At 60.0% G+C, this 21,997-nt stretch carries 20 protein-coding genes; 10 read left to right on the top strand and 10 right to left on the bottom strand.

The features are described 5' to 3' along the window. The first annotated feature begins 8 nt into the window (after positions 1–8). The 3 genes from ACILSI_RS11160 to ACILSI_RS11150 all read left to right on the top strand — a co-directional run bounded on the left by ACILSI_RS11160 (position 9) and on the right by ACILSI_RS11150 (position 2,734). Positions 9–1,364 (top strand): sigma-54-dependent transcriptional regulator, encoded by a 1,356-nt coding sequence (locus tag ACILSI_RS11160; protein ID WP_395721958.1) that lies wholly within the window; start codon positions 9–11, stop codon positions 1,362–1,364. 147 nt (positions 1,365–1,511) lie between these two features. Continuing rightward, a complete protein-coding gene (locus ACILSI_RS11155) occupies positions 1,512–1,847 on the top strand; it encodes a hypothetical protein (protein ID WP_395721957.1) in 336 nt (111 codons plus the stop codon). A gap of 41 nt (positions 1,848–1,888) precedes the next feature. Further along, positions 1,889–2,734 carry a ferredoxin family protein gene (locus ACILSI_RS11150; protein ID WP_395721956.1) on the top strand — a complete coding sequence of 282 codons (846 nt, stop codon included), beginning with the start codon at positions 1,889–1,891 and terminating at the stop codon, positions 2,732–2,734. A 91-nt stretch (positions 2,735–2,825) separates the two neighbouring features. Here ACILSI_RS11150 and ACILSI_RS11145 read toward each other — a convergent pair whose 3' ends face one another. The 4 genes from ACILSI_RS11145 to ACILSI_RS11130 all read right to left on the bottom strand — a co-directional run bounded on the left by ACILSI_RS11145 (position 2,826) and on the right by ACILSI_RS11130 (position 9,047). Next, entirely contained in the window at positions 2,826–5,312 is a 2,487-nt protein-coding gene (locus ACILSI_RS11145; RefSeq protein WP_395721955.1) for a DEAD/DEAH box helicase, read from the bottom strand. A gap of 273 nt (positions 5,313–5,585) precedes the next feature. After that, positions 5,586–6,617 carry a class II fructose-bisphosphate aldolase gene (gene fbaA, locus ACILSI_RS11140; protein WP_395721954.1) on the bottom strand — a complete coding sequence of 344 codons (1,032 nt, stop codon included), beginning with the start codon at positions 6,615–6,617 and terminating at the stop codon, positions 5,586–5,588. A 208-nt stretch (positions 6,618–6,825) separates the two neighbouring features. After that, positions 6,826–8,448, bottom strand: a complete 1,623-nt coding sequence (locus ACILSI_RS11135; protein ID WP_395721953.1) for a DEAD/DEAH box helicase — start codon at positions 8,446–8,448, stop codon at positions 6,826–6,828. Positions 8,449–8,564: 116 nt separating this feature from the next. After that, positions 8,565–9,047, bottom strand: coding sequence for a GNAT family N-acetyltransferase (locus ACILSI_RS11130; RefSeq protein WP_395721952.1), 483 nt, complete (start codon positions 9,045–9,047; stop codon positions 8,565–8,567). A gap of 20 nt (positions 9,048–9,067) precedes the next feature. On the opposite strand from ACILSI_RS11130, the gene ACILSI_RS11125 reads away from it, so the two are divergent. After that, positions 9,068–10,051, top strand: a complete 984-nt coding sequence (locus tag ACILSI_RS11125) for a L,D-transpeptidase (protein WP_395721951.1) — start codon at positions 9,068–9,070, stop codon at positions 10,049–10,051. Positions 10,052–10,064: 13 nt separating this feature from the next. Here the strand turns inward: ACILSI_RS11125 and ACILSI_RS11120 are convergent, their stop codons facing one another. Both ACILSI_RS11120 and ACILSI_RS11115 read right to left on the bottom strand, forming a co-directional pair. Continuing rightward, complete coding sequence (locus ACILSI_RS11120; protein ID WP_395721950.1) at positions 10,065–10,916, bottom strand: nitrilase-related carbon-nitrogen hydrolase; 852 nt, start codon at positions 10,914–10,916, stop codon at positions 10,065–10,067. A gap of 700 nt (positions 10,917–11,616) precedes the next feature. Then, positions 11,617–12,228 (bottom strand): hypothetical protein, encoded by a 612-nt coding sequence (locus tag ACILSI_RS11115; protein ID WP_395721949.1) that lies wholly within the window; start codon positions 12,226–12,228, stop codon positions 11,617–11,619. Positions 12,229–12,649: 421 nt separating this feature from the next. Here ACILSI_RS11115 and ACILSI_RS11110 point away from each other — a divergent pair, with 421 nt between their 5' ends. Further along, complete coding sequence (locus tag ACILSI_RS11110) at positions 12,650–13,153, top strand: hypothetical protein (protein ID WP_395721948.1); 504 nt, start codon at positions 12,650–12,652, stop codon at positions 13,151–13,153. A 142-nt stretch (positions 13,154–13,295) separates the two neighbouring features. On the opposite strand, the gene ACILSI_RS11105 is transcribed toward ACILSI_RS11110, so the two are convergent. Next, positions 13,296–14,732, bottom strand: a complete 1,437-nt coding sequence (locus tag ACILSI_RS11105; protein ID WP_395721947.1) for a DUF1080 domain-containing protein — start codon at positions 14,730–14,732, stop codon at positions 13,296–13,298. 110 nt (positions 14,733–14,842) lie between these two features. On the opposite strand from ACILSI_RS11105, the gene ACILSI_RS11100 reads away from it, so the two are divergent. From ACILSI_RS11100 to ACILSI_RS11090, 3 genes are read left to right on the top strand one after another with little or no spacing between them, the layout of a single operon-like run. Beyond that, positions 14,843–15,775: a TlpA family protein disulfide reductase gene (locus ACILSI_RS11100; RefSeq protein WP_395721946.1), complete on the top strand. Its 933-nt coding sequence runs from the start codon at positions 14,843–14,845 to the stop codon at positions 15,773–15,775. A 3-nt stretch (positions 15,776–15,778) separates the two neighbouring features. Continuing rightward, entirely contained in the window at positions 15,779–16,015 is a 237-nt protein-coding gene (locus tag ACILSI_RS11095) for a hypothetical protein (protein ID WP_395721945.1), read from the top strand. An 18-nt stretch (positions 16,016–16,033) separates the two neighbouring features. After that, positions 16,034–17,605 (top strand): arylsulfatase, encoded by a 1,572-nt coding sequence (locus tag ACILSI_RS11090; RefSeq protein WP_395721944.1) that lies wholly within the window; start codon positions 16,034–16,036, stop codon positions 17,603–17,605. 48 nt (positions 17,606–17,653) lie between these two features. Here ACILSI_RS11090 and ACILSI_RS11085 read toward each other — a convergent pair whose 3' ends face one another. Next, positions 17,654–18,706, bottom strand: coding sequence for a hypothetical protein (locus ACILSI_RS11085; protein WP_395721943.1), 1,053 nt, complete (start codon positions 18,704–18,706; stop codon positions 17,654–17,656). A gap of 164 nt (positions 18,707–18,870) precedes the next feature. Here ACILSI_RS11085 and ACILSI_RS11080 point away from each other — a divergent pair, with 164 nt between their 5' ends. Further along, positions 18,871–19,899: a sugar phosphate isomerase/epimerase family protein gene (locus tag ACILSI_RS11080; protein WP_395721942.1), complete on the top strand. Its 1,029-nt coding sequence runs from the start codon at positions 18,871–18,873 to the stop codon at positions 19,897–19,899. A gap of 93 nt (positions 19,900–19,992) precedes the next feature. Then, positions 19,993–20,709: a L,D-transpeptidase gene (locus tag ACILSI_RS11075; protein WP_395721941.1), complete on the top strand. Its 717-nt coding sequence runs from the start codon at positions 19,993–19,995 to the stop codon at positions 20,707–20,709. Between the two features lie 5 nt (positions 20,710–20,714). Here the strand turns inward: ACILSI_RS11075 and hemB are convergent, their stop codons facing one another. Both hemB and ACILSI_RS11065 read right to left on the bottom strand, forming a co-directional pair. After that, a complete protein-coding gene (hemB, locus tag ACILSI_RS11070) occupies positions 20,715–21,689 on the bottom strand; it encodes a porphobilinogen synthase (RefSeq protein WP_395721940.1) in 975 nt (324 codons plus the stop codon). 111 nt (positions 21,690–21,800) lie between these two features. Next, the coding region (locus ACILSI_RS11065) for a family 16 glycoside hydrolase (RefSeq protein WP_395721939.1) at positions 21,801–21,997 on the bottom strand (197 nt) is incomplete at its 5' end.

The following is a 21,997-nucleotide window of genomic DNA, read 5'->3' as shown; positions in this document are numbered from 1 at the left end:
AAATCAATATGGCTAAACTAGTAATCATAGACGACGAAGCCGCCATCCTGGAGCTCATGACCAAGCTCTGCAAAGCCGCTGGGCATCAGGTCTTTGGCTGCACCACTGGCATCGACGGCATTGCCGCCATCCGTTCCAACCAGCCCGACCTCGTCATCGTGGATCTGCGAATCGGCGATGTGAACGGTCTCGACCTAGTCAGCATGTGCCGGGATCAGTTCCCGAACACCGCCGTCATCATGGTCACCGGTCATGGAAGCGTCGAAACCGCCGTGGAGGCCATGCGCCTCGGTGCTTTCGACTACCTGACCAAGCCCTTCGATCTCGGCGATCTGATCAAAACCGTGAATCAGGCGCTCCAGCGCAATGGCGTCGCAGCCGCGACTCCGACGGCCATGCCCAGCACCACGCTGCGTTCCGCCTCATCTTCCAAGCTTATCGGCCACAGCGATGCCATTCAGCGCATTTTTGACATCGTGCGCCGAGTCGCCAACAACGACAGTCCCGTGCTCCTTGAAGGCGAGTTCGGTGTCGGCAAGCACATGGTCGCCCGCGCCTTGCACGAGGCCAGCCGCCGCAGCGCGGCCTCGTTCAAAGAACTGCAATGCAGCGCCATGCCGGAAGACGCCCTTGAAACCGAGCTATTCGGCCAAACCGCCATCTTCAACCGAGCCGCAGGCGGCACCATCCACCTTGCCGAGGTCAATCAGCTTCCCTCACGCATTCAGGCCCAGTTGAACACCTTCCTTGATGAAACGCAGTCCAAAAAAGGCTGGGGCAACGGCTCAGGCGGCGCAGATTTCCGCCTCATCGTCTCCAGCACCGTCTCCCTCGAAGATGCCGTGAAGGCGGGCAAATTCCGCGAAGACCTTTACTACAAGCTCTCCGTCGTTCCGTTGAAGATTCCACCCCTGCGCAACCGCCGTGAAGATGTGAAACCTCTCGTCGAGCATTTCCTCAAAGAACTTGCCGAGCGCACTGACGACAAGGCCAAGACCATCGACCCCGCCGCCATCGAATTCCTCGAAAAATACACCTGGCCTGGCAACGTCTCCGAACTGCGCAACGCCATCGAACGCGCCTGCGCCTTTGCCGAAAATGACCGCGTTCGCCCCTCCGATCTGCCCACCAAGGTCACCCAGCAAATTGAGATTCCCACCCCTTCCACCAGCGAAGGCATCACCAAGCTCCCCATCGGCTCCACGCTCGACGACTTTATCAAAGGCCAGGAGCGCGCCTTCATTCAGGAAACGCTCAAGTACAACAGCGGCTCCCGCGAAAAGACTGCCAGCATGCTCGGCGTCTCCATCGCCACGCTGTACCGTAAGATGGGCCTCAACGTCGAGCGCAAAACGACAACATAGTCCCTCGTTGAGTCCCTGTGATCTCCCAATGGCGGTCTGTCCCTGAGCAGACCGCCATTTTTTTCACTCGTTTTTTGTCATTTGCTCCGCCGGTTGCGTATGATCCTGCCCCGCCCAAACTAGCCCGAAAACCTCCCTTCACGCGCTTTGCCATCTACCCCAGCCACCATTCTCTACTGCCGCTGCGCCTACGCCCAAGTCGTGCCCACCGGCGTCAAAAACGACGTCCTGCAGCAGCTCTGCGCCTCCGAGGCCAGCTTTGAAACCGTCTCCGACCTCTGCGAGATGGCCGCCCATCGCGATCCGCGGCTTCAAGCCATCGCCTCCTGTGGCAAACTCCGCATCGCCGCCTGCTACCCTCGCGCCGTGAAAGGTCTCTTCCAGCAAGCCGGTTCCCCCCTCCCCGCCGACACCGAGATCCTCAACATGCGCACCCAAACAGCCGCCGAGATCACCGAGTCCCTCCTCCGCACCGATTCTTGACCACTCCTTGACCTCTTGACCGTTTCTTTGACCTCAAGTCCATGATCACCCACACCCACCGCCCCCTCCGCGTCGTCCTCTACGAAGGCAACGGCAGCATCGCGCTCCCTGCGGAATCCCGTGCCAAAGTGATGATGGCCCTGCTCGACCAAGGCTACACCGTCACCCGCAGCGGCCAGGGCGCCAGCGCCATGCCTCACGATGATCGCAGCCTGCTCGTGCTCGGTTCCTTTGAAGGCAAAGCCCCCGCTCTCGAAGACGCCACCGGCCTCGTCAGCATCGACACCCGCGACATCACCGGCCTCGACCCCGACGCCATCGTCGCCCTCGTCAGCAAATCACGCGGCGACAAGCCCATGAACGAACCCGGCAAATGGAAGCCCTGGTTCCCCGTCATCGACTACTCCCGCTGCACCAACTGCATGCAGTGCCTCAGCTTCTGCCTCTTCGATGTCTATGGCGTCAACGAGGACAACAAGATCCAGGTGCAGAACAACGACAACTGCAAAACCAACTGCCCCGCCTGCTCCCGCGTCTGCCCCGAGGTCGCCATCATGTTCCCCAAGTATCAGGCGGGACCGATCAACGGCGATGAGATCAACGAGTCCGAAGCCGGCCGCGAAAAGATCAAGGTGGACATCTCCTCCCTCCTCGGGGGCGACATCTACTCCGCCCTCAAAGACCGCAGCGCCGCCGCCAAATCCCGCTTCAGCAAAGAGCGCAGCCCCGACAAGGCCCTCGACGAGCGCAAAAAATGCCTCACTAAACTCGTCGGCGACGGCTTCATCCCCGCCGACGTCCTCGCCAGCCTCCCGAGCACCGAGGAGATTCTCAAGAAGGCCGAGATCGCGAAGGCACGAGCCGCAGCGGCCATCGCGGCGCAGTAGCGCTAGTCCCACGCCAAGGCCTATGGAGTGGCGACGATTCGTCGCCAATCAAAAAAACATGCCAACGACTTCGTCGGCACTCCATACAACCTCACCCGATCTTTGAGAGGCTCACAAACACCAGCGTCGGTTTTCCATCCTCGCGGGCTTGGGCGAGATCAACGCGGAATTCGAGCTGCCAGTCGTTGAGTTCTTCGGGGTCGATGAGGACTTGGTTGACGCGCCAGGTCTGGCCGTCGTCGCTGGGCTGGACGTAGGTGTGGCGGCCGTTGCGGGCTTCGTTGTCGAGGCGGATGCGGTCGTGGTCGGCGAAGTATTCGTCCAGCTCAGGGAGGTCAATTTTGCCGCTGATGAGCTGCTGCATGTAGCGGAAGATCTCGGTGCGGATGAGCGCGGTGAACTCACGCTTGTTCCGCGTGATGTCAGGAGCTTCCGCTGGCTTTTCTTCGACCTCGTCGGGTTTGTAGTTGGGATCACGCAGCTTTTCCCATTCATCGAGCAGGCTCGAATCCGTGCCGCGAAGCACGCCAGCAAGCCAGGCCTCCATTTCCTGAACCGGCTCGGTCTTGAAGCTGTCCGGCACGGTCTGCGCCAGCACTTTGAGGGTGCTGGAAAGGTGCCGCAGCAGCACGCCCTCGGCGCGGTGAAGGTCGTAATCGTGGATGTAGTCGGCAAAGCTCCGAAAATTCTCAAACATCTCCCGCGCGATGCTTTTCGGCCGGATGTTTTCCTGGCCGACCCATGGATGTGCATCGCTGAAGGCGTTGAAGGTGCTGTAGATGAAGTCGCGGCAGGGTTTCGGGTATTCGAGCTCCTCCAGCTTCGCGATGCGCTCCTCGTAGGGCACGCCTTCGTTCTTCATCGCGGCCATCGCCTCGTCTTTCACTTTGCTGAGCTGGCGACGCAGGATGACGTCGGGGTTTTCGAGGATGGACTCGCACAGCGTCAACACATCGGCGGCGTAGGTCGCGGAGGCGGGATCGATCAGTGCCAGCGTGTCGATGAGATAGAGCGAGAGCGTGTGGTTGAGCGAAAAGTCGTCCTGCAGCTCCACATTGAGCTGGAGCTTGGTTTGATCGGCACCGCGTTTCGCGGGTGGGATGATCTCCACGATCTTTCGCTGCACCAGCGCCCGAAAGAGCTGCCACGCACGCTTTTCGTGCTGCGTCTTCGCATTCGCCGTTTCGTGCGAATCGACGATGAGCTGCCGCATGGCCGCGCAACTGTCTCCCGCTCGACTCAGCACCTGAAGCAGCATGCCGTGCGAAACTTGAAAACGCGACACCAGCGGCTCCGGCGTGGCAGATTGGAGCTTTTTGAAGGTGTCCTCATTCCAGCCGACAAAACCTTCTGGCGGCTTCTTTTTAACCATCTTGCGCAGCTTCTTCACATCGCCCGCCGCCTTGGCCTCCATCTTGGCGTTTTCGACGATGTGCTCCGGTGCCTGGCACACGACGTAGCCCACATCATCAAAGCCGCGACGGCCCGCACGACCGGTGATCTGGTGAAAGTCACGCGCCGTGAGCGTGGCGACTTTTTCGCCACTGTATTTGCTGAGTCGCGTGAGCAGCACCGTGCGGATCGGCACGTTCACGCCGACGCCGAGCGTGTCGGTGCCGCAGATGACTTTCAGCAAGCCACGCTGCGCCAGTTTCTCGACGAGCACGCGATACTTTGGCAGCAACCCGGCATGATGAATGCCCACGCCATGGCTGAGGTATTTTTTCACCTCCTTGCCATACGGGCTGGTGAACTTCGCCCCGGCCATCAGCTCCTTGATGGAGGCCTTTTCGGCGGCGGTGCAGAAATTCAGGCTCATGAGGTCCTGCGCGGCCTGGGCGGCCTCGTTCTGCGTGAAGTGCACGAGATAGACGGGCGCTTTGTTCGCCGCGACGAGCTCCTGCAAGGTCACATCGACGCCCGTTTGCACATAACTGAACTCCAACGGCACCGGACGCTCATACGACGCAACGATGGTCGTCTCCGCTTTCGTCAATTGAGTGAGCCCCTCCTTGAAAAACGCCGATCCGCCCATCGTGGCCGACATCAGCAGGAAACGCGATTGGCTCATCGTCAGCAGCGGCACCTGCCAGGCCACACCGCGCTCTTTGTCCGAGTAGTAGTGAAACTCGTCCATGATGACCTCACGAAACGGAGCCTCCGCGCCATCGCGCAGGGCATAGTTGGCGAGAATCTCCGCCGTGCAGCAAAGAATCGGTGCTTGGCGATTCACCGTCGCATCGCCGGTGGCCATGCCGACGTTCTCAGGGCCGAAGTCGCGGCACAGCGAGAGGAACTTCTCATTCACCAGCGCCTTGATCGGGCAGGTGTACACGGAGCGTCGTCCCTTTGCCAGCGAGCGAAAGTGCAGCGCCAATGCCACGAGCGACTTCCCCGAGCCGGTGGGCGTGTTGAGAATGACGTTGCGATCATCAAACAACTCCAAAATGGCCTCCTCCTGCGCTGGATAGAGTTCCAGCTTCTTCTCCGCCACATAATCGAGAAACGCCGCCAGCAGCTCGTCATTCGAGCAAGCATGAGAGTTCGGAAGTCGGCGCAGCAGCGGGTGGTCGGACATGAAGCTGGCATTCATCGCACAGGAAGCGCGGAGCGCGAGCGCGGCGCAAAAGGGTTACTCGATACGCACGCCTTCCTCCCGCAAGCTCTCAAGCGGCGCTACAACTTCGGCATCATTGATTCACAACACTTGGATCGTCGCCCGCGCTTTCGGGGTCTTGCCAAACTGATGAAGACTGCCAACCACCAAGACACAAAAAAGGGCCATGCGGATGCATGGCCCTCGTGGGAGGTGATGAGGGTGGAACGAACTTGGAAGTTCGTTCTACGGTGATCAGACGGTGCCGAAGATGGTCTTGCCGGTGCTGAGGAGGTCGTTGCAGGCTTCCTTCATGCGGTCGCAGAGGCCTTGCTCGCCTTTCTTGAGGTAGGAGCGTGGGTCGTAGGTCTTCTTGTCGCCGACTTCGCCGTCGATCTTGAGGACGCCGGCGTAGTTTTTCATCATGTGGTCCACGATCGGGCGGGTGAAGGCGTACTGGGTGTCGGTGTCGATGTTCATCTTCACGACGCCGTAGCCGAGGGTCTCGCGGATCTCTTCGAGCAGGGAGCCGGAACCGCCGTGGAAGACGAGGTCCATCTCGGCTGCCGCACCGTGTTTGGCGGTGACGGCGACCTGGCCGTCCTTGAGGATGGTGGGCTTGAGTTTGACCGCGCCTGGCTTGTAGGAGCCATGGACGTTGCCAAAGGTGGCGGCGAACATGAAGCGGCCGATGCCGCTGAGGGATTCATACACTTCGACCATGTCTTCGGGCGTGGTGTAGAGCTTGTCGGCGGCGACACCGCTGGTGTCATGCCCGTCTTCCTCACCACCGACGACGCCGGCTTCGACTTCGAGGATGATCTCGTGCTTCACGCATTCGGCGAGGAGTTCCTTGGAAAGGCGCATGTTCTCAGCGAGGGGCAGCTCCGAGGCGTCGAGCATGTGGCTCTGGAAGAGGTTGTTGAGGCCCGCAGCGCGGCGCTTGGCGGTTTCGGCGATGAGGGGCTTAAGGAAGCTGTCCACCTTCTTCGGCTGGCAGTGGTCGGTGTGGAGGCCGACGAGGATGTTGTACTTTTCCGCGAGGCGATGCGCGGCCTCAGCGAGGACGATGGCACCAAAGGCCTGATCCTTGAGGGCGGTGCCAGAAGCGAACTCACCACCGCCGGTGGAAACCTGGATGATACCGTCGGACTTGGACTCCGCGAAGGCCTTCAAGGCACCATTGATCGTGGTGATGGAGGTGACGTTGATCGCAGGATAAGCGTATCCGCCTTTCTGGGCGGCATCGAGCATGGCACGGTATTGGGCGGGAGTGGCGACGGGCATCTTAGATGTGGATGTTTGGGAGTTGAGCGCCCGAAGGGAGCAAGATTCGGGCCGGGTGCAAGGGGGGCTTCGTTTGACGGATCATCCGTCACATCCCGACCTGAGCTTTGCGCAAGCCCCGCCCGTGAGACAGCCCGATCATTGGAAAACTGGAGCGGAGGCAGCTAGAGCGGTCGATGAAAACACGCCCAGGCCGCGAGGGCCAAGTTTACCGCCGCCGTTTCTTTTTCTTGCCGGTGAGGATGGCGCGGGCGCGGTCCTCGTCGTCGAGGGCGGTGGTGTATTTGTAGCTGAAGCCGTCAAGTTTCCGACGCTCGATCTTCTGACCAATGAGGCGTTCGATGGAGGCGACGTTCATGAGTTCATCGGCGGAGAAGATGGTGAAAGCGTCGCCCTCTTTCTGCGCACGACCGGTACGACCGATGCGGTGAACATAATCCTCGGAATGCTCAGGGACCATGTAGTTGATCACATGGGTGACACCGCTGACATCAATACCACGAGCGGCGAGGTCGGTGGCGACGATGATTTCAAACTCACCGCTGCGGAAGCCCTGGAGGGCGCGTTCACGGTCCTTCTGGCCGATGTCGCTGTGCATGACGGCGGCTTTGTATTCGCCGAGGCGGTCGATGGCGGAGAAGACCTGATCGGCCTGCGCCTTGGTGCGGGTAAAGATCATGACGCTCTCGAAATGGGTCTGCTTCAGGATCGCAAGCAGCAATTCCTCACGTTGATCGCTGGCCACGGGATACATGTAGTGGCTGACGGTCTCGGCGGCGGAGAAGCGGATGCCGACTTCGACGCTTTCGGGGTCTTTGAGGGCGAAATCAGCAAGATTCTTGATCTGTGGCGGCATGGTGGCCGAGAAGAACAGCGTCTGACGCGTGGCAGGTGTCTTTTCGACGATGCGGCGCACGTCGGGGAGGAAGCCCATGTCGAGCATGCGGTCCACCTCATCGAGGATGAGGACTTCGACGTTGCGCAGATCGGCGATGCCCTCGCCCATGAAGTCAAGTAGGCGGCCTGGAGTGGCGACGACGACATCGACACCTTCCTGGAGGCCTTTGCGCTGCTTTTCATAACCGACGCCGCCGTGGACGAGCAGGACGCGCAGGCCGGTGTGCTTGCCGTATTTTTCAAACTGCTCGACGACCTGGGCAGCGAGTTCGCGCACGGGTTCGAGCACGAGGACACGGAATTTACCGGGAGCGCCGAGGCGGGTCAGCGTCGGGAGAGCAAAGGCGGCGGTCTTGCCAGTGCCGGTTTGGGAGGCACCGACAACATCCCTGCCGGTCAGGATAATGGGAATGGATTTTGCCTGGATCTCCGTGGGCTTTTCGTAGCCCGTCTCACGCACGGCGGCGAGGACGGCGGGGGAAAGACCGAGGACTTCAAAGGCCTCGGGATACGGGCCTTCCGGCACGGGTGGCGCGGCAGGCGGGGCGACGGCCGCATGATTTTCGCGGGCAGGGCGTTCCTCGCGCGGACCGCGTTCACGTCCACCACCACCGGGGCGTTCACCACGCTCACGGCCACGAGGCGGGCGGGGGCCACGCTCTGGGCGCTCAACGCGTTCGCCTGTGGGGGCACGGCGAGGGCGGTCATCGCGTTCGCCCGTGGGGGCGCGGCGAGGGCGGTCATCGCGTTTTTCAAAGCGGGCGGGGCGTTCACCTTGTGGTTTGTGCTCTCCGGGGGCGTCATGCGGGCGCTTGTGCGCATGAATGGTGGGCGCGTGATGCGGCGGCTCTTTGGCGTGGTCCTTGTTTTCTGCTTTCTTGCCTTTACCGAGGCGCAGAACCTTTTTCAGGCCGGACTTGAGACGGCTGAGCATGGAGGGTTTCTTGGGGGCGTGTTCGGTGCGGCGGGGGGTGGTCACAAGCGTGTGTCTGGAGAGATGAAGCTGGGTTTATCGGCCAGTTTGCCGGACAATGCAAACCCGCAGAGGGATCACAGCTTCATCGCGTAGTGAACCTGACGGCCGACTTCCTCAAATCCGCAGCTCGGGTAAAGGTGCTGGCCGATGGCATTGGAGGCCATGGTTTCGATCTGGGCGAGCTTCATGCCCGCATCCTTCATAAAGTCGAGCGCGTGCTGGATCAACCGGCGCCCAAGCCCCAATCCTCGGGCGGCCTCGACCACCGCCAGATTCGGAATGCGTCCCTTGGCATTGCGGTGGTCGATGCGCACGGTGATGTAGCCCAGAATCTCCCCCTCACGTTCGGCGACGAAACAACCCTCCGGGCATGCGACCACGTCATCGTCGATGTGGTCGGCCTTACGGGACTTCCAGTCACGACCGTTCCAGATGCCAAACTTATGCTCCAACATCTGCTCCAAGGCCACGCTGCCGAAGGATTCCACTGTGATGCGTCGCAGTTCGGGCAGGTCGCTTTCACGGTAGGCACGGATGACAAGGGGGGCGTCGTTCATGATGGGCACAATGGTTATTAATGGCCCATCAGAGGGCTTTCCAACCCGTCGGGCAAGGCATGAATCGCCCAAATGGCACGACTCTTGCGAAAGAAAGCCTGCGAACAACGTTTAGAACCATGGTATTTCGGAGTTGCGAATATCTTGGTTTGTATCATTCTTTTTATAACATGCAGTTTTTTGAACGGACTCCCGAATCACTCCAATTAACAGCACGCCTGCTCAAGGTGGCTGTTTGTTTGACGGTGGTCGGATGTCTCAGCCAATGCACCTCCACTGCACCCAAGGGTGCCGTGGTTGTCAGTGTGAAAGATCAGAAGCTCGGTCTTTACAGCACGGATGGAAAACTCGCGAAGCAATACGACATCTCCACCTCGAAGTTCGGTCTGGGAGACCAGCAGGGCAGTAACCGCACCCCCTTGGGCAAATGCCAGATTGTGGCCAAAATCGGCCATGGACTGCCTGCAGGAGCGGTCTTGAAAAGCCGCCGCTGGAATGGCGAGGTTTTGAAGCCGAACGCTCCAGGGCGCGACCCTATCGTATCACGCATTCTCTGGCTCAAAGGCACCGAGAGGACCAACCGCAACACCTTCAACCGCTTCATTTACATCCATGGCACCCCTGAGGAAAAAAACCTCGGTCGTCCGGCCAGCTACGGCTGTGTGCGTATGGGCATGAAGGATGTGGTCGATCTTTTCAACACCGTGAACATCGGCGCCAACGTAGTCATCACCAAAAGCCACCTGCCCCGCGGTGCCGAGGAACCGCCTGTCGCCGACGATGGTTCCCCAGCCCTTCAAATGCCTGACTCGCAGGCTCTGCCGATCGAAATCGCGAAAGTCGTCCCGAGCGAAGGCGAAAAAAAGCGCGCCGAGGAAAACGAGGCGAAGGCCAAGACGAAACTCGGACCGGCAACGATCCTTTACAAGGCTCCCACGGCGGTGTCTCAGCCCGAGTCCAAAGTCGTCGGCCAGACCTCGGTCAAAACGAAGTCACGGGCCTGAGAAATCCTGCGGATCACTCCTGCACGATCTCAAAGTGTGGCGAGACCGACAGCAACGAGGGGTTCGTCTCCTGCCGCATGCGGCGCATCCTCTCCAGTGCACGCGGTTCGATCAGCACCCGCTGCTTGTGAATGCCAGCCGCCACGATCTCCCCCTCAACCCAGCGCGGCGAGTCACGAAACGCCGCCTGGGAGGGAAAATAAACCGCCGTGCGCCCCACGTTCTCGTCGATCAATTCTGACGCCGCTTTCCCGGTCAGATGGCTGACCCCGACCACGCAGCCCAGTTCCACCGCACGCGCCGAAGCACAACGGTCCACGCGCTCGACGCCCAGCACCGTCTCCGTGGCACTGGGAACCAGTATCACATCGACACCCGCGCCACGCAGGCGAGCGCTCAGTTCTGGAATCTCGATGTCCAGACAGATCACCACCGCAAAACGCAGCCCCTCAAACTCCCACAGCCGCACTTCTTTCCCTGGGGCAAACGCACTCTCCCACGGCGTCAGATGCAGCTTGTCCTGATACAGCACACGATCTCCCAGCAGAATCGGCGCCCGGTTGTGCAGCACCTCACGCTCCGCGTCCCAAAACGGCACCGTACCCAGCACCACCGCCTTTTCCGGGCGGCAGAGCAGCGACTTCAGCGTCGGAAACAGCTCGCCCCAGAAACACTCAGCCACCCGTCGCAGGGTTGGCGGCTCCACCAGCGGCTCCAGGCCCATCCAGGTGAACTCCGGCAGCAGCACGATGTCCGCACCGTCGTCCCACGACGTCTCCACACATTCCGTCACCTCGGCGGCAAAGGCCGAGGGGGATTTGACGCGCAGGCCGGGATCAAAGGTGCAGAGGTCGAGGGAGAGCATGGCGGCAGGAGTGTCGGCCTTACTTCACACGCATCAAGCAGCAGTCGAAGTCCATCTCCAGCCCTGCCTCCGTGCGCCGCACGACGACGGCAGGGCTCAGCGTGTAGAGCATGCACCGAATCACGCGCCATCGTCACCAGGCCCGCCGCCTTCATCTCCAGCAGGTGCTTCATCGTCGAGTCCTGAGTGCGGCCGATCAGCGGTGCCAGTTGCGAGGCCGCCTGGCACACGCCGTTGGGATTTAATTTCGCGGCCATTGCCGAAACCACGCCCGGTAACGTTGATGCACTCGACATGCGTGGAAAATGAAGCACCGCAGTCCCCGCTGCCACGCAGCCCTCACCACCAGCCCCACCTCCGCCCTCCTATACCTAATCCCTTGATCGCATGCGGCACACGCGGGATGACACGGAAGGCATGAATTGGGATCTGCTATGAATCCGATTCCGTCCTTCAACGTGCTCCGCAGGCCAACCTCTCCGCACCTCTGCCTCTGCGGCAGATCCGTGAGCAGGACAGGCTTCGATCACTGACACCGTCCCAAGATGTCTCTGACTCAGCGTGGGCACGCAGGAACGACCAACCAACATCTCCTATTAGCCTACGACCATGATTCCGCCTGCTGGGGCGAAGAACTGCCGAAATCCGCGTCTCATGAGAGGTTTGAAAATCCTCCGCCTGACTCGCGCTTCGTTTATGCTTACATCATTGGCTCGCTCACCTGGCTGGCCAGTTCGACCTCGTCCACATAGGGCTTGCCGGTGATTTTTTCGATCTTCTCGCGGTTCTCCTCCTCGCTGAGCGGCGGGGTTTCCTCGCCGTCGCCAGTCGAGGGGCCGTGGTAGGTCACATGCCAGGCCTGGCGCTTCCAGCCGCCTTTGACGCGCTTGAAAGCGTAGTGCAGTCGCGGTTTCCGGAAGCCAAAGCCGTCATGGATGGGACCGATGGCCATTTCGACCTTGAGAGGCTCCTTTTCGGAGATTTTTTTGATTTCGACCTTGGTTTGGGAGCCGTCACCTTCGAGCAGGAAGCGGTCGTCCTCTTCCTTGGTCAGCCCGTCGCGGTGGAAGACATTGATGGACCAATCGTAGGCGGGAAAGGTCTGGGCAATGTCCCACATGGTGGGTTCCTTGTCCTCCGGCAGTTCCACCACGTCCAGGATCACCGGTTCAGCCATGGCGGGCCGTTTGACCTGCAGCACGCGCTCCTCTTTGCTCTTTTGCGCCCGCTGAGCCGGCGGCTTCAGGGTATCGCACCCTGTGAGGGTGAAAAGGCAAACGGTGGCGGAAAGAAGGGCGATCCAAGAATTCATGGCGGCTGGCAATGCAATCTGTGAACAGGCAGGATGTAGGCCAAATCGACGAGAAGAAAATGACGAACTCCTCGCCACCTGCATTTATCCCAGCAGCGCGGGAGCGGGCCGCGCCTGTGGGATTTCATCTTCTTTGCCAAAGTTTTACATCCGTCTGACACATCGCTTCAGATCTGTGCGAATCTCACACCAGATCAAGAGAGCGGCACCAGGCTGCGGATCGAACATTTCAGATAGTGGTTCCTGCATGGCTGTTGGTACTCACTCAAAAGAAGCGGGGCGGATCGGGTGATCCGCCCCGCTTCTTTTTTTTGACAAAGGCGCGAATTTTCAAAACAACAAACGCGTCATGATTGCCCTTGCAGGAAGGTGCAGAGGACCGATGAACCGGTCCTGCACCCCTCGCACATCCCACCCCCCCATGAAAAACACCCTCGCTCTCGCCACCCTCGTTCTTACCCTGTTCACCTCGCTGGCCCCGGCCGGCACCATCAAGATCCCAGCCGACAAGCCAGCGGCCACGGTGACCATCCCGGACGACTGGGAGCCCGAAGAAGATGAAGGCGGCGTGCTGGCCGAATCCCCGGACAACGTGGCAACGCTGTTCCTTGAAATCGTGGCGGATGAAAAGGAAATGGAAGCCGCGATCGAAGGCAGCCTCGAGTGGCTGGTGAAAGATCACGAAGTGAAGGTGGATGCCGCCACCAAAGAGGAAAAAGACTTTGAAGACGCCGGTCGCAAGTGGAGCCGCATCTCCTGGTCCGCTGAAAGCAAGGAGTGGGGCCCGGCGGTCGTCGGTTTCCTCTTCTCTGAAGTGGGCGACGGCAAGGTGCTGACCATCACCTACTGGATTTCGAAGAAAGACAGCGAGAAGAGCCTGGAAACCCTCGGCAAAATCTTCTCCAGCGTGAAGAACGCCAAGTAATCTTCCCCTTCCCGCTCACGGGGCGTGTCCGCATCTGCGGGCACGCCCCTTTTGTTTGGCTGCGCGGCGCGAGCTTTGCATAAAAAATCTGCCAGACCTTGCGGTCTGGCAGATGGGAATCACTCAATGCTGAAGCGCCGAATCACTGCTTCTTCACCTTGAAGCTGCGGAAGGCCACTGGATCGCTGTGACCAGCGAAGCCGATGTAGCCCTTGGTGTGGTCGAGACCCTTCGGCGGATGGGCGATCTGGCTGCGGTCGAAGGTGCTGATGTCCACGTCGAGGATCTTGGTGCCGTTGAGCGTGACCTTGATCTTCTGGCCCTGGATTTCGATCTCCTGGAAGTTCCACTCGCCCACGGGACGCAGGTAACCATGCTTGGCACCAACACAGTGGTAGAGCGAGCCGTGATACTGCTCAGGCTTGAGGCCAGGCTTGCCCGCAGCGGCCTGCTTCTCGTTGTAGCCGTCGCTGTCGATCACCTGAAGTTCAAGACCGTCCGAGGCGGAGTGACCTCCGAGCGGCGTGCGCAGCGCGATGCCGTTGTTGCCGGCCTTGGGCAGCTTGAACTCGACGCGGATGATGCCGTTCTCGAATTCTTCCTTAGTAAGGAGATCACCACCCTTGCCCTGCTTGCAGACCACAGCGCCGTCCACGACCTCGTAGTTCTCGACCGCGCCCTGCCAGTTGCTGAGGTCTTTGCCGTTGATCAGCTCGGTGAAGCCTTCCTCGGCCCAGTTGCCAGCCAGCTCTTTGTTCGCCTCTTCGGCGGGGATTTCGCGGATGAAGACATTCTTCCAGCGGATCTCGCTGCCGTGGGTTTGGAGTTGGATCGGGCCTTTCGCATAGACGGGATCAACCATCCAGCCGTTGGGCTTTTTCGCGTCGCCATCCTTGGCCTCGACCTTGCCGTAGGCCTGGTAGCCGGCCTTGCGGTTGGCGAAGAAGTTTTCCAGCACGGCGTTCTTCACCACGACCTCACCATTGAAGGTGATGGTGACGCGCTCACCGATCATCTTGATGTGGAAGGTGTTCCACTCGCCCAGGGGCTTGTCCATGAGCTTGAGCGGGTTCTTGCCCTCGGGGTTCTTGTTGTTCCAGAGTCCGCCGGAGCCGAAGGGCTTGCCGAGGGAGACAGCTTTTTCATCTTTCTCGGTGAAGTCCCAGATTTGCACCTGCGGGATGCCGCGCAGATAGATGCCGCTGTCACCGAGCGGGAGCATCTTGTAATCGACATACATCTCGAAGTCGCCATAGTCCTTGTCGGTGGTGAGGTACAAGCCTTTGCCGTCATTGACGAGCTCGCCGTTCTCGACCTTCCAATGGGCATTGAGGTGGTCGCCTTTGTCGTTGCCCTTGGCATCAGTGAGGCCGCCGTCGATGGACTTCTTCTTGTAGGCATCCCGCTCCTCGGGCGTCATTTTCCAGAGGTCGGCGGGATCCTGCGTGCCCCAGCCATACCAACCGGAAAGGTTGTTGCCGTTGAACAACGCGGTGAAGCCTTCCGGCGGGGTGTTGTCGGCCGCCGAGGCCAGCGTGGCCGCCGCGAGCATGCAAGTGAGTAAGAGAGTGTGTTTCATGGTTGAATCAGGGCTCAGGAGTCGCCCGCCACGCACGTCATCTTTCAGACAACCCTGTGAAGCTGACTTTCCGCTCGACACTCGCGATGAAAACAGGACGATTCGCCATCATGAAATCCCTGCTCCGCATTTTCACTCTTTGCGCCGGACTCGTCGGCGCGCCGCTCCTTGCGCAAACACCGGAGGAAGCCGCCGCCGGGGCCAAGGCACTGCTGCAACGCCTCTTTGCGCAGGAAACCAGTGAGGAAGAGCTGCAAGCGCTCGCCAAAGAGGCAAACAAGGCCGGCGTGCCGCGCCAGCAGATCATTGAGGCCAAGCTCGTCTGGGGCTTGCGCCACCAGAACACGGCCTTCCTTGTGAAAATCCTGCCCGAGGTCGAAATCCTCACTGCCAGCTTCGATTCCGCCAGCGCCGCCATGCTGCCTAGCGCGGAGGCCGCGAAAGGCTTCACCGCCTACATCAAGGCGCTGAAAGCGGGCGAGGCGAAAGACGAGGCGGGCTTCAAAAGCAATATCCTAGAGGCCATCTGGCTCAATCCGCAGCAGGCGCCGGTGTTTCTTCAGAGCATCGAGAAATTCCGCCGGGAGTCGAAGATGGAGAGCCTCGTGGTCGATCTGAAAATCCCGCTCACGAATTCCATGGGCGAGGCCACCACGCTCAATGATCAGCTCGGCGGCAAGAAGGCGCTGCTGCTGGACTTTTGGGCCTCGTGGTGCGGCCCATGCATGAACCTGATGCCCGCGCTCAAGAAGAAGGCCGAAAAACTCTCGGCCCATGGCATCGTCGTGGCTGCGGTGAACAAGGACGATGAAAACGCCGAGTCCATCGCCGAACGCATCCGCAAGGAGCAGAACGCCACCCTGCCCTGGCTCGTGGAGCCGGCAGATAGGCCTTACAGCAAAGCGTTCGAGCTTGATTCGATCCCGCGCATGATCCTGCTCTCCCCCGAAGGCAAAGTGCTCTTCAACGGCCATCCCGAAGATCCGGCGCTCTGGACGGCGCTGAAAAAAATCGACGCAAGCATCGCAGCACCGGCTAATTGAGTGATGACCGACCTCGCCCCGCTCCGCACACTGCTGCAACGCCGCATTGATCTCATCGCCGATCATGCGTTTCGCGATCGCGATGCTGCGGCGCATTTGGAGGCCTTGAAAACCGTCTCCGAGGAGATCAGCGCCGAGCATCAAAAGCATCGCGCCCAACTGCCGCCACGGCTGAATCATTTTCTCACGCAGGCCAGCTTTTCGAAGGCACTGGAATATCTCGATAGCTCCGAGGACTGAGCGCGTTGAAGTCGGACCATGAACCGACCTCTCCTGGCACTGCTGTGTCTCTCCCTCGTCTCCGCCGCCTTCGCCGCCGACAAACCGAACATCATCTTCATCCTTTGCGATGACCTCGGTTACGGCGATGTGAAATGCCTCAATCCTGAAGGCAAGATCGCCACGCCGCACATGGATCGTCTCGCCAAGGAGGGCGTGATCTTCACTGATGCGCACTCTGGCTCCAGCGTCTGCACGCCGACACGTTACGGCGTCATCACCGGCCGCTATGCCTGGCGCTCGAAGCTGCAAAGCAGCGTTCTTGGCGGTTTGAGTCCGCGTTTGATCGAGCAAGGCCGCCTGACCGTCGCCAGCATGCTCAAAGAGCAAGGCTACTCGACCCACTGCGTTGGCAAATGGCATCTCGGCATGGACTGGGTGCGCAAAGGCGAGGTCACCGAACTCGGCATCGAATCAGAAGGCCAGGTGAACAACGTCGATTACACCCAGCCAATCACCAACGGACCGACCAGCGTCGGCTTCGACACCTACTTCGGAATCAGCGCCTCACTGGACATGGTACCGTATTGCTTCATCGAAAACGACCGTGTGCCAGCGACTCCAACCGAGACGATGAAGCTCGCCATGAACGGCTCGGGCGACAAGATGAGCTTCACCCGCGAAGGCCCTGGCTCCCCCGGATTCCGTGGCGAGGATGTGCTGCCAGCCTTCACCACCCGCGCCAAAAAGATCATCCAGGAGAAAGCCGCCGCCGCGAAGCAGGGCGCTCCATTCTTCATCTACATGCCGCTGAACTCCCCGCACACGCCGATTCTCCCGAGCCAGGAATGGCAGGGCAAAAGCGGCCTCAGTCTTTACGCTGACTTCGTCATGGAAACCGATGATGCCATCGGCCAAATCATGCGCGCCACAGAAGAAAGCGGCATCGGCAGTGACACGCTCATCATTGTGACGAGTGACAACGGCTGCTCCCCACAGGCGAACTTCCCCGAGCTCATCGCGAAAGGCCACAATCCCAGCGGCGTCATGCGCGGCCACAAGGCCGACATCTTTGATGGCGGACACCGCGTGCCCTTTCTCGTGCGCTGGCCTGCCAAGGTCAAAGGCGGCCAGACCACGAGCCAATTGACCTGCCTCACCGATTTCACCGCCACCGTCGCTCAAATCACAGGCGTCAAACTTCCCGACAACGCCGCCGAGGACAGCTTCAGCTTCCTCCCTGCCCTGCTCGGCGAATCTGGCCAAGCCACACGCCAGAGCATCATCCATCACTCCATCAACGGCAGCTTCGCCATTCGTGAAGGTGACTGGAAACTCGAACTCTGCGCCGGTTCCGGCGGCTGGAGCGATCCACGTCCCGGTTCACCCGGCGAGAAAGGTCTGCCGAACACGCAGCTCTACAATTTGGAGAGCGACATCGCCGAGAAGACCAACGTGCAGGACAAGAAGCCCGAGATCGTCGCCAAAATGACCGCGCAGCTCGAACAACTCGTCGCCAACGGTCGCAGCACACCCGGCGCTGCGCAGCAGAACGCTGTCGCGGTTGTCCTGCGCAAACCGGCGCCTGTTGCTAAGCCGAAGAAGAAATGACCTAAAGGGTAGCTCCAAACGCGATCCAAGACTTGTCGTGGAATCGACTCACGGCCCATAAATCGTGCAATTGCGTCCCAACATCTGCCTCAGCTCATCGACATCCCCCTTTTCCAGCCCGCTACAGGCCGAAAGGTTGAGTCTGAGCAGCTTTTTGAGTTGAACGATTCCCTGAAGCGACGCTTTGCCTTTTAAACCGCTGCATCCTTGTAAGGAGAGCTCGCGAAGATTCTCAAACTTCGCTAGTGTTGCTGTGTCATCCAGCGACGGGTAGTCATCAAGATTAAGCCCCTGCAACTCTTTCAGGCCGGAAATGGCGAGAAGTGCCTCCTGCACATTGAGTGCAGAGCAGCCGCTCAGAGACATCCAGCGCACCCCTTTGATGCCGCCCAGTGCGTTCAAATCTTGCAGTCCCGTGCAACCGTCGAGTTCCAGCGATTCCAAGCCATCAAGCCCTGCCAGCCCTTGAAGCCCGCCATCCTTAAGGCCTGTACAATTCTGCAGATAGAGCATTCGAAGGTTTTTGAGTCCCGCGAGCATAGCTGTGTTCTCAAGCCCGATGCATCCGCTCATACGAAGTTCCCTCAGTTCCTCCAATCCGGCGATTCCAATAAATGCATCGCGCCCCACCAGGCCCGTACAACCATCAAGGTTAAGGGAATGGAGATTCGTCAGATTCTTCAGCGCATCGAGGCTTTTGACACCTTTGCACGCGACGAGCTGAAGCGACTCCAAATGCACCAACAGCTCGATTCCATTCAGATCTGTTAGCTTTTTGAAGCTGTTTAAGTCAAGCATGCGAGGTTGCACGATGCGAAGAGGTTCGCGGATTTGATCGAGATTGTGCCAGGGCCACGAGGTGATGTTCGCAGGCCTTACAACACGGCGCAGAGGGTCGAACTGAAACCGCTGCTTGTACAATTCGAGAACCGCCCGTTCGTGCTCAATGGCAGCGTTCCCACGTTCCTGAGAACGGCTGCACTCACGAAGCTTTTGCCAGACCAGGGTCATGCCAATGAGAACTAGAACCAAAATTGCTGAATGAACTCCCACGACCAAACGAAGTCGGTCTGTGGGCGAATGTTGGGAGGGATTGCTCATGAGATACAACGAGGTTAGAGGCCTGAGGCACGATTCTGCGGTCGTTTCCGTTTCTTTGACAATCTTTGTTCAACCTACGCAGGCGAATTCAACAAACTTTGTTCGTGCGTTCGTTAACCTTCCCGCTAACCTCGCCGCCTCGTTTCCCAAACCAAGCAACTACCATGAGCAACTCCGCACCCAAACTTCACAATGCAATGTGGCCCGGCCTCGTCGGCAAAGGCGATGGCGAAGGCCAAGAACCACCGATCAGCCTCGAAAAGATGCTGGACCTCACCGCCGCGGCCAACGTCGGCGGCCAGAAGTTTGAGGGCATCGACTACTTCCTCTTCCTGCCCCACACCAATCCTGAGGCCAGCGACGACGAATTGAAAAAGATCGCCGATCTCATCGCCAGCAAAGGCTTCAGCGTCGGTTCCCTCGTGGCTCCCGTCTGGCCCGGCACCGTCGGTGATTCCGCCATGGGCGACGACGCACAGCAGGAAAAATTCCTCAGCGCCGTGAAAATGGCCTGCCGCATCGCCAAGATCTTCAACGCGCACGGCGTCCGCAAATACGGCGTCATCCGCATCGACTCCGCCGAGTTCGGCGTGGCCAAATGGCGTGAAAACCCGAAGGCAAACACTGCCCGTATCGTGGACACCTTCAAGAAGGCCGCCACCATCGCCGCCGACCACGGCGAGCGCCTCGCCGCCGAAGGCGAAATCTGCTGGGCCGGCATGCACTCCTGGAAAGACATGCTTGATGTCCTCGAAGGCGTCGGCATGCCGAACGCGCTCGGCTTCCAGGCCGACCTCGCCCACACCTACCTCTACACCCTCGGCTACAATGCTCCTGAGCATGCCCTCCTCAAGGAAGGCTACAGCGAGGCTGAGTTCTGGGCTGCCTATGAGAAGATGACCGACGCGCTGCGCCCCTGGACCATCGACTTCCACGTCGCTCAAAACGACGGCACCGTCCACGGCGCCGGTTCGCACGACAAGACCGGCAAGCACTGCCGCGCTGACGATCCGAATGGCAAGCTCGACATCACCAAAGCCTCCGGCTACTGGCTCAAAGACGCCGCCGCCCGTGGCATCCAGCACATCTGCTGGGACGGCTGCATGTTCCCCAACGCCGTGCTCGAAACGCCGGACACCTGGAACAACATCCTCGCCGCGATGATCAAAGTCCGCGACGCCCACGGCTGGTAAGCTAGCCATCATCGCTCCGCGTGATGAGCCAAACGCATTCGCAACGCCGCAGAGCTTCACAACTCTGCGGCGTTGCCTTTTCCCCTTCCCCGCATGCTTCGTCTGCTTGTCATGCTCCTCGCTCTCGCTTCCTGTGCGCGGATGCCCGTTCCTGCCGCCTTGCCGCCTAACTTCACCTCCATCTTGCCTGTGAGTTGCAAGCAAGTGCTTCACGTCACCGCAGCCGACGATCAAAGCACCTCCGCACAACTCAGAATGCTGCAATGCGCCTCCACAGGCAATTGGTCTGTCGTTGGTGAAACCATTCCCGTCCGCATCGGCCGCCACGGACTTGCTTGGGGCGCTGGCGAGCCTGTTTTGCCCGCCGCTGCCGGTGTCCGCATCAAAAAAGAGGGCGATGGCTGTGCGCCCATCGGCATCTTCCGTATCACCCAGGCCTTCGGCTCAGAAGCTGCCCCCAGCGGGATCAAACTGCCCTACCTTCACTGCACCTCACACCACTTCGGCATCGACGATGTGCGCTCACGCTTCTACAACCAGATCGTCGATGACCGTGAGGTCGCCTGCGACTGGACCAACCCGGAAACGATGACTCCGAGTAGCGGCTGCTACAAGCTGGGGGCCGTCATCGCCCACAATCCGCAGAATCGCCCTGGCCTCGGCTCCTGCATCTTCATGCACCTCTGGCAGGGCGAAACCATCCCCACCTCCGGCTGCACGGCGATGAGCGAGCCGGATCTGCGGAAAGTTCTCACTTGGCTCGATCCCGCCGCCGATCCGCGGCTGGTGCAGCTTGTGGACCCCCGTTGAAAAACTCAGCGCCACGCCGCCGACCACTGCTTCGCGAAGTAGGTCAGAATCATGTCCGCGCCCGCACGGCGGATGCCGATGAGCGATTCGTGAACGATCTTCGCTTCATCGAGCCAGCCAGCCGCAGAAGCCGATTTGATCATCAAATACTCCCCGCTGACCTGATACGCAGCGATGGGCAAGAACGTGGCAGCGCGAATTTTCGCGATGATGTCGAGATACGGGCCCGCAGGCTTCACCATGAGGATGTCAGCTCCTTCGGATTCATCCAACGCTGCCTCACGCAGCGCCTCACGTGCGTTCGCCGGGTCCATTTGGTACGTCTTCTTGTCTCCGGCCTTCGGCGCTGAGTCCAAGGCTCCGCGAAACGGCCCGTAGTAGGCGCTGGCATACTTGGCCGTGTAACTCATGATCGAAACAGCCTGGAAGCCCGCCGCATCGAGCGCTTCACGCAGCGCGGCCACGCGTCCGTCCATCATGTCGCTCGGCGAGACCATGTCCGCCCCCGCACGCGCATGGCAGAGCGCCTGCTGCTGCAACACCGCCACGGTTTCGTCATTCAAGACGCGTCCGTCATCGGCCACGAGGCCGTCATGGCCGTCGCTGTTGTAAGGATCGAGCGCCACATCGGTGATGACCGTCAGCGTCGGATGCGTGGCCTTCAATGCACGGATGGCACGCGGCACGAGGCCGTCATCGGCAAAGCAGGCGGCGGCGTCACGCGTTTTCAGCTCATCCGGAATGCGCGGAAACAGCACCACAGCCGGAACGCCCAGCGCGTGTGCCTCTCCCGCTTCTTTCACCAGTCCATCCAGGCTCCAGCGAGAGCAGCCGGGCATGGAGGAGATCGGCGTGTTCTCGCCGCCTTCCTGAAGAAAGAGCGGATAGATCAGATGGCCGGGATTCAAATCGGTCTCACGCACCAGATCGCGCATGGCGGGAGACTGGCGATTGCGGCGTGGGCGGATGGGCAGGTTCATGGCGGGAATGACAAATGCAGAGTGAACGAATGACGAATCTCGAAGGGCGAATGACGAGGTGTTTCCGTTCGTCATTCGGGTTTCGGCATTCGTCATTTGCGCCGAAGGCGCTTACGGCAGCGTCTTGGACTCCACTTCCTTGATCTGAATGTGCCGGTATTCCATCACACCACGGTCGCCTTCGAGGCCGATGGGGCCGGTAGCAGGCAGCACGAGCGCGGCTTCGAGGACTTCGCCGTTGCAGGTGCAATGAGCCACGCCGTCTTTCACCTCGACGATCATCTGGTTCCATTCCTGCGGCTTGTACT

Origin of the sequence: Prosthecobacter sp., from assembly GCF_044232965.1 — a bacterium.
Classification (GTDB): Bacteria; Verrucomicrobiota; Verrucomicrobiia; order Verrucomicrobiales; family Verrucomicrobiaceae; genus Prosthecobacter.
Note: the sequence above shows the minus strand (reverse complement) of the source record. Positions and strands in the feature narration are given on the sequence as shown.